The following is a 9,925-nucleotide window of genomic DNA, read 5'->3' as shown; positions in this document are numbered from 1 at the left end:
GCGCTTTTAGAGTGATAGCGCTTCTAACGTGAGCAAGCTCTACGTCTACAACAACAAGCCAAATTTACCTTGTAGACGCGCAGCTTGCTGGCGTTTAAAAGCAAGGCTTTTAGAGTGATAGCTTGAGTATATTAAGTCATGAGAAGCTGCGCTTCTAACGTGAGCAAGCTCTACGTCTACAAAAAGTTAGATTTTGCCTTGTAGACGCGCATAAAAAAAGCCGCATTAGATGCGGCTTTGGAGGTTAGTCTCACTTCACTTTGGGCGTGTCTCCAAAACTTAGTGAATACGTTACCAAGGAACTGTTATGTATTATTTAAGCTATTGACTCTAATGCAATTTTAACCATTTCGTTAAACGTGCTTTGACGCTCATCAGCAGGTGTTGCTTCACCGGTGATTACGTGGTCGCTTACTGTAAATAATGCCATTGCGTTTGCGCCGTATTCAGCTGCAACACCATATAAACCCGCCGTTTCCATATCTACTGCTAACATGCCTAACTTGTCTAAATCTTTATAGAACGAGTCGTCTGCTTGATAGAAAGTGTCGGTTGTAAATACGTTACCTACTTTTGCTTCAATTCCTAGCTCTTTTGCAGCGTTTACGCCGTTTAAAAGTAAATCAAAGTTAGCAATTGCAGAAAAATCGTAGCCACGTACACGTGCACGATTTACGTTAGAATCTGTGCTTGCACCTTGTGCAAAAATTACGTCACGGATTTTAATATCTGTGCCAATACCGCCACACGTACCAATACGTATAATATTTTTAACGCCAAAGCTTACAATTAGCTCACGAGCATAAATAGACATTGATGGAATGCCCATACCTGAACCCATGATGCTTACTGGCTTACCTTTGTAAGTACCAGTGAAACCGTACATGTTACGAACGCCTGTAACTTGTACTGCATCATCTAAAAAGTTTTCAGCAATATATTGCGCACGTAGCGGATCGCCTGGCATTAATACTGTTTCGGCGAAATCACCAACGTTTGCACTGATATGCGGAGTACTCATTAATTGTTTTCCTTTTTATTTGGCGTTGTTAGCTCATTTAAAAAGCTGTCGCCGTAATCAAGTGCAGGTAAACTAAACCACTGTGCTAGGGTTTGGCCTATATCTGCAAAACTGTTGCGTTCACCTAATGGTGTATTACTCATACCTGGTTTATATGCAATAACAGGTACGTATTCACGAGTATGCTCAGAACCTGGAAAGGTCGGGTCACAACCGTGATCTGCAGTGATCATTAATATGTCATCTGCGTTTAACTGATTTAGTATAGTTGGTAAATAGTCATCAAACTCTTTTAATGCTTTTGCGTAACCTACTGGGTTACGGCGATGACCAAATTTTTCATCAAAATCAACTAGGTTAGTAAAAATTAAGCTGCGATCTGGCGCGCTTTTCATTACTTCGCTGGTTTTTTCTAGCAAGTTCATAAGCCCAGGTGCTTTATGCTTTTGGGTTATGCCCTGATGCGCATAAATATCTGAAATTTTACCAATACTAATTACTTCGCCGCCGTCTTTTGCTAATACGTCTAGCAATGTGGGTGCTGGCGGAAGCACTGAATAGTCGCGACGATTACCCGTTCGAGCAAAGTCTTGGCTATTTGAACCCAAAAATGGCCGCGCAATCACTCGTCCTATATTCATTTCATCAAGTAGCGCCCGTGCGATTTCGCAAACTTGATAAAGCTTCTCTAGGCCGAATGATTTTTCATGCGCGGCTATTTGAAACACGCTATCAGCTGAGGTGTAACAGATTGGTTTACCTGTTTTTACGTGTTCTTCACCTAGCTGTTCTAAAATGGTCGTTCCCGATGCATGGCAGTTGCCTAAAATACCAGGAATACCTGTGCGAGCTATAAACTCGTCAATAAACTCTTGTGGAAAACTCGGCTGTGTTTTTGGAAAATATCCCCAATCAAACAACACAGGTACGCCTGCCATTTCCCAATGACCTGATGGTGTATCTTTTCCGCTAGAAAGTTCTTTAGCGTAACCCCATGCACCTTGTGGTGTTTGGCGATCAGATATTAAACAGGTTTCTCCACCTGCAGCTTCACATGCGTCTATTAATCCTAATTTAGATAAATTAGGAAGCGACAGTGCACTGCCAGTTGCGTCGTAATATGCTTTTAGTAAGTGAGCAAATGTGTTAGCGCCAAGATCACCAAATTTATCTGCATCTGGTGCTGCACCGATTCCTAGGCTATCTGCCATTAAGATAATTGCTTTTGCCATTTTGACCTCACTTTGTTTCTAGGTGGTTACTTTATCCGCTCTTTGAATTTTCCGTACAGGACAAAAGTCCTGTTTCATAAAACCTAAACATTATAAATTTGCATTCTTGAGCGAAGCAAAAGAGATTAATCGTGTCTTTTTTGCTATTGTGATCTACCAACAATATATCCTTCTGTGTGGGTGAGAACTTTAGTGACACGAACTACTATTATAGCTATTGCAGGCGCGTCTGCGTCGGGCAAATCTCTTTTTAGCCAAACTATATACAATGAATTGGTTAACGAGCTTGAACCAGGCGCTATCGCCATTATTGAAGAAGATGCTTATTACAAGGATCAGTCGCATTTGCCGATGGCTCATCGTACGCAAACGAACTACGACCATCCTGATGCATTTGAACATGCGTTGATGCTTGAGCATTTAACGCAACTTCGTTGTGGTAACTCAGTTGAAGTACCAACCTATGACTATGCACAGCATACACGCAGCGAAAAAACTCGCCGAGTGCCTGCTGCAAAAATACTCATTGTTGAAGGTATTTTATTATTGAGTGACAAAGCGCTTAATAAAGAATTTGATATTAAGGTGTTTATAGATACACCTTTAGATATTTGCTTAATGCGCCGTATGCAGCGTGATATGGAACAACGAGGCAGAACTTTACAATCTGTTGTTGAGCAATATCAAGCAACTGTTAGACCGATGTTTTATCAATTTATTGAGCCTTCGAAACATAACGCCGATTTAGTTGTGACTCGAGGCGGTATGAACCGTGTTGCGATTGATATAATTAAAAGTAAGATAAAATATTTACTACAAGAATAACAACGGGAAACATTTGTATGACAACATTTATGAGCTTAGTTGGCATGTGCGTGCTGCTAAGCATTGCCTTTGCTGCGTCAACTAATCGCAAGGCAATTAATTTAAGAACCGTTGGCATAGCATTTGCGATGCAAATTGTTATTGGCGGTTTTGTTCTGTTTTTTGAAGCAGGAAAAAATGTATTAACGAGCATGTCAGCGGCCGTTTCATCGGTAATTGGTTATGCGAATGATGGTATTGGATTTTTATTTGGTCCACTTGCCTCACAAGATACATTAGGTTTTATTTTTGCAATTCAAGTTTTGCCCGTTATCGTGTTTTTCTCAGCATTAGTTGCTGTGCTATATCACCTTGGCATTATGGATTGGATTATTAAGATATTAGGCGGTGGTTTACAAAAATTATTGAAAACCTCACGTACTGAATCACTTTCAGCAACGGCGAATATTTTTGTTGGCCAAACTGAAGCCCCTCTTATTGTTAAACCGTTTATTGCAACGATGACTAAATCGGAATTGTTTGCAGTTATGGTAGGTGGCTTAGCCACGGTAGCAGGCTCTGTAATGGCCGGTTACGTTATTATTGGTATTGAGCTTAAGTATTTAATAGCAGCGAGCTTTATGGCAGCTCCAGGTGGTTTTTTAATGGCCAAGATGATTGTGCCAGAAACTGAAACGCCTAAAGATAACTTAGCTGATTTAGATTTAGATGATGAAGATAAGCCAGTAAATGTAATTGATGCAGCTGCATCAGGTGCGGCAAACGGCATGCATTTAGCACTTAATGTAGGTGCAATGTTACTTGCTTTTGTAGCGCTAATTGCACTGTTAAACGGTTTATTAGGCGGTATTGGTGGGTGGTTTGATTACCCAACATTAACGCTTCAAGAAATATTAGGTTATGTATTTGCTCCTGTTGCATGGTTACTAGGTGTGCCATGGGATGAAGCAATTATAGCCGGCAGCTTTATTGGTCAAAAGATAGTAGTGAACGAGTTTGTTGCTTACTTAGACTTTATAAATTATCGCGATACGTTAAGCGCGCACACACAAGCAATTGTTACTTTTGCTTTATGTGGGTTTGCTAACTTATCATCGATAGCCATTTTACTAGGTGGATTAGGCGGTATGGCGCCTAGTCGGCGAAAGGATATCGCGCGCTTAGGGCTCAGAGCAGTGTTAGCAGGATCTATGGCTAACCTAATGAGCGCAGCAATTGCTGGGTTTTTCCTCTCGCTAGCTTAGAAACTTATTGAGATGAAACCGGTGTTGCAAAACAAGAAGATAGCTGCTTTAAGGGGTTAAAGTACTATCTAACTTGAACGATACTTCACCAAGGGCCGCAAGGCCCTTTTATCGTTTTAGTACTTTATATTTCAAGTTATCAATCCTTTGATACTTCATACCAAGTTCAATTGGCATAAAAATCATTTTAGAACGTCGTTACACAGCCTCCTAGGCTGATTGCTACAACGTGAAAACATAACTCAGCACACAATTTATATTTACACTCAAATTTAAATAAACCAATATCTTAGTCACTAATTTTTATGATTAATTTTTTGTATTTTCAATATTTTAAGCCACACTTATATCACTATATTTAACTGAATGACGATTCGCTATTGTGAAATATATTATTTATTTTCTTTTTTTTATTTACTCTGTGCATATTCAAGCAACAGAAACACTACTTGTTGTTACAGAATTAGCACCACCGAATCAGGTATTGGTTGATGGTGAAGTATCAGGAGAAGGCACTCAATTAATTCGAGATATATTTGCAGAGGCTAAGCTAACACCTAATATACAAATGTATCCGTGGGCGCGTGCTTATAAGTTAGCAACCGAGCAAAGCAACGTTTTTATTTACAGCCTAGCAAGAACACCAGAGCGAGAAGAACAATTTTATTGGATTGCACAAGTGGGGCGATTTGATTTGGGGTTTATAGCTCTTTCAGAGCGTACTGATATAGTTATTGAAGGTACCGAGCAAGCTAAAAACTACAAAATAGCGATGCAACGCAATGATTTCTCTACACAGACTCTTTTAAAACTAGGTTTTGAAGCAGTATTCACTAGCGACATTCAAAAGTCATATGATTTATTGCTCGCTAAAAAAGTAGACTTAGTTGTAGACGATCCACTTTATATGCAACAGCTAAGTGATTATTTAAAACTTGAACCCAACCATTTAAAGTTTGTATATAGAATAAACGAACTCACTGTAGGCGCTTACTTAGCAGCGAATAAAAAAGCAGACGTTAATGTTGTTAATGCACTTCAGAAGGCGTTCACTGAAATGGAAAAAACAAGTGCGTTACCTTATGGAATTCAGGGTAATTAATTTCTATATGGGATCTATTTAACGTTAAGAAAATTACGCTAGAACTAGGCAAAAATTTTTGTATCTAGTTGCTCTAAATAAAAATTTAACGACGTTATAATGCAGTTTAATTCGTTAAATTGCTCAAAGATTTATACAGGTTGGTATAGTGAGTAAATAAGTGGAGTTGATCTAATCTAATAAACGCAGGTAACTTTCATCAAAATTTAGACACAAAAAAAGCGCCTTAAGCGCTTTTTTCATTTTACTTAAAAAGTAAAATTATACAGCTGTGATGTTATCAGCTTGTGGACCTTTTTGACCTTGTGAAAGAGTGAACTCTACACGTTGGCCTTCAGCTAAAGTTTTGAAACCTTCGCTTTTGATTGCTGAGAAATGTGCGAAAACGTCTGGGCCATTTTCTTGCTCGATGAAACCAAAACCTTTAGACTCGTTGAACCACTTAACTGTACCTGATACGATGTTAGACATTGTAATATCCTGATATAAAATAAAAAATATGCTCATAAGAGCGGGTGTAGCAAAAAATGAGATGGTACTTTAAAAACTTCAGGACGGTACTACAAGTATTACTTATACAACATCGAAATGGAGATTTATAGCTTACATGCTTTCTTTCTAGCTGCAGCCCACTATATAGATTTTTTAAAACATGTCAAGTATCTATCTATAATCAGAGTGATAAACAACCAAAACCGCTTTCCTTGGTTATTAAAATTCAAACTCTAATGCGAGCCTAAAACTATGATTTTTTTCTGATTGGCTTATCTCAGTGATAAAGCCCGCTTCCCACTTTAATTGCTTTTGCCCATCAAAACGCTGTAAACCTATAAAACCTGGGCCTATGCCAACAAAATCTTCTCCTACGTACACCTCAATAGACGGCTGAAAAGCAGAGCGATATCGATAGCGATATTGTGCTCTAAACTCACTTTCCCATTCGTTTTTAATGTCTTGCCCCCACTCGTAAACTAAAAAAGCATTCATAGTTAAGCTTGTTTTACCAAATTCTTTTTCGATCACAAAGCCCGTAGTTGCTTCATACACATCTTCATTATGTTTTTTTTCAAGCTCAAATAATGCCCCCCAATCGGCCCATAATTTACCTTGCTCAATCAATTGCCAGCGTAGTTCAAGCTCATAAGCTTCTAAACCAAAGTCGCCGTTGTCGTCTCGCTCACCAACTAAATAGCCTTCGAGTGCCATTGTATCGTTAATAGCTCCACCACCACCCAAACGCTGCGCGAGTATGTTGCCACTATCTGTTTGGTGCGACACTAACCTCCATTCAAACTCTCGCTCAAAAGGTAAAACATAGGGGTGATATACCTTATCAACAACAATCCCATCGGCTTTTGCTGGGATTGAGAATACCAATAAACAAAAAACGGTAAAGCTAAGCGCTAAATATAGGTTGAGTGCTTTCATACACGTTCCTTAGTTATTGAAGCCGAAATAACATAACAAAGTAATAAAAATATCACGCTACTTGTACTATATATAAGTACACTCATTAGATCCGGGGTAGCCTCGTAACCAACAAGAGCACGCAATACGCGGCCTAGCTCAGAGTTTTCGCTTAATACATCGCGTAAATCCCACACGGTTGCGGTGCTGGTAATTAAATCTATTTGGCTTGCCAAATCCAGTGCAACTAATAACTTAGCCGCGCTGTTAAAAGCAAGCAAAGTAAAATGCGGATACATACCAAAGCGGTGCTTAATTGCATTCATTAAAAAGTACAGCAATACGCTAAAACTTAAACAAATTCCAACACCTAATAAAGTGCCAATAAATAAGCTTTGCCCTGCATCATTACTTTGCCAAAAACTGGTGAGGTAAATAATATAGTGGCTTAAATACAATGTTATTGTGCTTATAACTGCAATATAAAAAGCCGCTGATTTTTGCTTTACTGCAAATACCAATACGGCAATAAATATAGTAATACATAGCCCTATTTGTGAGTACTCTAGACCTTGGTGTTCAAACCACTGGCTCACCCATGACGCACTTTGCATGTACAAAAACGACATGAGCGCGCCAATTAGTAAAGCAGACCCTATTTTTAAAGCGCTTTGTTTTTTAACTACTTGTAGTAGCACTAATAAAATAGCCACAGGTAGTAATTGATTAAGGCTCATGACTAAACTAGTTATTAGCATGCTGCGCCCCTTCATCACCAACTATAACAACGCCCCTTGCTGTATTGGGCGAGAACTCACCAAAAAATTCGTAATGCCCTTTACTAAGCGGCCCTATATAAATAATGCTTTTACGGTTTGGGTAGAGTACTTTTTCTCTGTTTAGATCAAAGCTATCAAACTCTTCTGGTGTGCTATCTTGGTTTTCTATCAATAGTTTTACTTTTTTATTCGCGGGAATGGTAATTTGTGAAGGGTAGAACAAGTGATCTTTTAAAATAATAAGGTACTCTTTACTCGTCGCGTTAAACGACAAAAATAGCAAACAACAAAGGCACCGATTAAATAAACGTTTAGTCACTTTTTACTCCTGTAAAAGTAACCTTAACAGTTAGTCCGCCTAAATGACTATTCGCTAAATGAATAGTTGCGCCATAAATAGCAATTATGTGTTGAACAATCGCCATACCTAAACCGGCACCTTGCTCGCCTGATGGATGCTGATCGCCACCTACGCGATAAAAGCGATTGAATATTCGCTCTTTTTGCTCTTCAGTCATACCCGCACCAGAATCATCAATTTGCCAACTAAAGCCGTTATTACTTGATGCTAATTTAATTATAATTTGACCATTATTGGGTGTGTATTTTATGGCATTGCTAAGTAAGTTAGCGATAAGCGTGGTTAATGTAAACTCATCACCATTAATAATAAAATCATCACCTTCAAGACTAATCGTTTGGTTTTTTTCATCTATTTTGTCGTATTGCTCCGATACGACTTGCTGAGTAATCGTTAGCAATGATTGTTCGCTAAATTGCCTCTGCCATTGTTCAGGCTGAGTGCGTCCTAAAATTAGCATTTGCTCAACAATATTACTTAAGCGATTAATGCCCTGCGACATAGCTTGTAATTCTTGATGGTCTTGCAGATTACTTTGTTTATTAGCCAAATTATGCACATTAATTTTTAAACTACTAAGCGGGGTACGTAATTCGTGAGCTGCATCTGAGGCAAAAAAGCGCTCCCGTAAGTAGGCAGTTTCTACGCGTTTAAATAAGTCGTTTAAACGATTAATAACCGGTTTAATTTCCTCGTCGGTTACTTGCCAGTTAATTGGCGTAAAGTCGTTCGCTTGGCGAGACGCCAACTGCTTAGATAATCGAGTAAGAGGGGCTAATGCGTATTTAACAAAAAAGCTAATAAAAATAGCAAGCAGAGGGACTGCCCATAGCATAGGTAACATTGCGGATAAAATAACCGCTTCAGCTAATTCAAAACGCTTTGCCATAGGTTCAGCAACGATGACTTTACGGGTGTTTTTACTCATCACAAATACCCGCATACGCTGCCCTGCTACATTGGCTGTTTGAAAGCCCTCGCTAAAACTAATTTGGTTATTTGATAAACTCGATGAGCCACTAAGTAAATTATTATTTTGCCAAATTTGATACAACAACTGAGCGCTATTATTACTTACTTGTACTGCATCTGTGCTTAGTGCCAATGGTTGCTCAATTAAAACGCCAGCCACTATTTTAAGTTCATCATCAAGCAAACTTTCGCCGTGGTGCATACTTTTTTGATAGCCTTTTACTAATGCTAAAAAGCAAGTTAGCACCATCATTGAAAGTAAAATTAAGGTCAGACGTTTACGAATTGACATTTTCAACCTCGAAAAACAAATACACTCTAACGCTTACCAACCACGTAGCCAATGCCACGTAAGGTTTTAATAAAATCACTAGGGAATTTTTTACGAAGATGATGAATATGCACCTCTATGGCATTAGAGCCGACTTCTTCACCCCATTGGTAAAGTTTGTTTTCGAGTTGTTGTTTTGACTGTACCCTTCCCTGATTTTCCATTAGCGCTTTTAAAAGCATGTATTCTTTTCGAGGTAGTGTAAGTGACTGCCCACTTAGTTTAACTGTATGAGCAGAAGTATCCATTACTACATCACCACAGCGCAATAAGCTTGATTGTGTTTGGTTAATGCGCCGGCTTACTACACGTAATCGAGCAAATAACTCAGCAGGGTCAAACGGCTTTGCAAGGTAATCATCTGCCCCCATATCGAGCCCTTGGACTTTGTCGTCAATACTGCCGCGAGCAGTTAAAATAACCACCGGTATTACTTTTTGCTCTTTAATATGCTTTAAAACTTGCGAGCCGTCGCCATCAGGTAATCCTAAATCGAGAATAACAAGCTCAATCTCACCACTAGAAAGGCACTCTAAGGCGTGCTTTACTGTGCCACTGTGCTCTACGCTGTAGCCCTCTTGGCGCAAAGAGCGAATAAGCCCTTGCGCCACTAAATGATCGTCCTCAACGAGTAATAAATGCATTATCTGT

General features: G+C 39.1%; 11 protein-coding genes. 3 read left to right on the top strand and 8 right to left on the bottom strand.

Annotation, left to right across the window (positions count from 1 at the left end; all coding sequences use genetic code 11):
• Positions 1-316 precede the first annotated feature (316 nt).
• Both deoD and P20495_RS00630 read right to left on the bottom strand, forming a co-directional pair.
• Positions 317-1,021: a purine-nucleoside phosphorylase gene (gene deoD / locus P20495_RS00625; RefSeq protein ID WP_007376638.1), complete on the bottom strand. Its 705-nt coding sequence runs from the start codon at positions 1,019-1,021 to the stop codon at positions 317-319.
• Complete coding sequence (locus P20495_RS00630) at positions 1,021-2,253, bottom strand: phosphopentomutase (RefSeq protein ID WP_008139372.1); 1,233 nt, start codon at positions 2,251-2,253, stop codon at positions 1,021-1,023. The genes deoD and P20495_RS00630 overlap by 1 nt, the downstream gene beginning before the upstream one ends.
• A 192-nt stretch (positions 2,254-2,445) precedes the next feature.
• Here P20495_RS00630 and udk point away from each other — a divergent pair, with 192 nt between their 5' ends.
• The 3 genes from udk to P20495_RS00645 all read left to right on the top strand — a co-directional run bounded on the left by udk (position 2,446) and on the right by P20495_RS00645 (position 5,424).
• A complete protein-coding gene (udk, locus tag P20495_RS00635) occupies positions 2,446-3,078 on the top strand; it encodes a uridine kinase (protein WP_007376640.1) in 633 nt (210 codons plus the stop codon).
• A 17-nt stretch (positions 3,079-3,095) separates the two neighbouring features.
• Entirely contained in the window at positions 3,096-4,322 is a 1,227-nt protein-coding gene (locus P20495_RS00640; protein ID WP_007376641.1) for a NupC/NupG family nucleoside CNT transporter, read from the top strand.
• Between the two features lie 382 nt (positions 4,323-4,704).
• Entirely contained in the window at positions 4,705-5,424 is a 720-nt protein-coding gene (locus P20495_RS00645) for an ABC transporter substrate-binding protein (protein ID WP_232224772.1), read from the top strand.
• 261 nt (positions 5,425-5,685) lie between these two features.
• Here P20495_RS00645 and P20495_RS00650 read toward each other — a convergent pair whose 3' ends face one another.
• From P20495_RS00650 to P20495_RS00675, 6 genes are all read right to left on the bottom strand, one after another.
• On the bottom strand, positions 5,686-5,895 hold the full coding sequence (locus P20495_RS00650) for a cold-shock protein (RefSeq protein WP_002959120.1): 210 nt from the start codon (positions 5,893-5,895) through the stop codon (positions 5,686-5,688).
• A 240-nt stretch (positions 5,896-6,135) separates the two neighbouring features.
• On the bottom strand, positions 6,136-6,852 hold the full coding sequence (locus tag P20495_RS00655) for a hypothetical protein (protein ID WP_008139370.1): 717 nt from the start codon (positions 6,850-6,852) through the stop codon (positions 6,136-6,138).
• Positions 6,849-7,589, bottom strand: coding sequence for a hypothetical protein (locus P20495_RS00660; RefSeq protein WP_008139369.1), 741 nt, complete (start codon positions 7,587-7,589; stop codon positions 6,849-6,851). Before P20495_RS00660 ends, P20495_RS00655 begins: the two co-directional genes overlap by 4 nt.
• Positions 7,576-7,929 (bottom strand): cupredoxin domain-containing protein, encoded by a 354-nt coding sequence (locus tag P20495_RS00665; protein WP_033016468.1) that lies wholly within the window; start codon positions 7,927-7,929, stop codon positions 7,576-7,578. Before P20495_RS00665 ends, P20495_RS00660 begins: the two co-directional genes overlap by 14 nt.
• A complete protein-coding gene (locus P20495_RS00670; RefSeq protein ID WP_008139365.1) occupies positions 7,922-9,235 on the bottom strand; it encodes an ATP-binding protein in 1,314 nt (437 codons plus the stop codon). The genes P20495_RS00665 and P20495_RS00670 overlap by 8 nt, the downstream gene beginning before the upstream one ends.
• Positions 9,236-9,261: 26 nt before the next feature.
• A complete protein-coding gene (locus tag P20495_RS00675; RefSeq protein ID WP_008139364.1) occupies positions 9,262-9,918 on the bottom strand; it encodes a response regulator transcription factor in 657 nt (218 codons plus the stop codon).
• Positions 9,919-9,925 lie beyond the last annotated feature (7 nt).

This window comes from Pseudoalteromonas sp. BSi20495 (genome assembly GCF_000241185.1).
GTDB lineage: Bacteria > Pseudomonadota > Gammaproteobacteria > Enterobacterales > Alteromonadaceae > Pseudoalteromonas > Pseudoalteromonas fuliginea.
The sequence above is the reverse complement of the archived record's forward strand: the minus strand, read 5'-3'. Positions and strand labels throughout refer to the sequence as shown.

Bases quoted from the DNA above. Each gene is read 5' to 3' on its own strand.
- deoD (WP_007376638.1), bottom strand. From the start codon at position 1,021: ATGAGTACTCCGCATATCAGTGCAAACGTTGGTGATTTCGCCGAAACA.
- P20495_RS00630 (WP_008139372.1), bottom strand. From the start codon at position 2,253: ATGGCAAAAGCAATTATCTTAATGGCAGATAGCCTAGGAATCGGTGCA.
- P20495_RS00640 (WP_007376641.1), top strand. From the start codon at position 3,096: ATGACAACATTTATGAGCTTAGTTGGCATGTGCGTGCTGCTAAGCATT.
- P20495_RS00650 (WP_002959120.1), bottom strand. From the start codon at position 5,895: ATGTCTAACATCGTATCAGGTACAGTTAAGTGGTTCAACGAGTCTAAA.
- P20495_RS00655 (WP_008139370.1), bottom strand. From the start codon at position 6,852: ATGAAAGCACTCAACCTATATTTAGCGCTTAGCTTTACCGTTTTTTGT.
- P20495_RS00660 (WP_008139369.1), bottom strand. From the start codon at position 7,589: ATGCTAATAACTAGTTTAGTCATGAGCCTTAATCAATTACTACCTGTG.
- P20495_RS00670 (WP_008139365.1), bottom strand. From the start codon at position 9,235: ATGTCAATTCGTAAACGTCTGACCTTAATTTTACTTTCAATGATGGTG.
- P20495_RS00675 (WP_008139364.1), bottom strand. From the start codon at position 9,918: ATGCATTTATTACTCGTTGAGGACGATCATTTAGTGGCGCAAGGGCTT.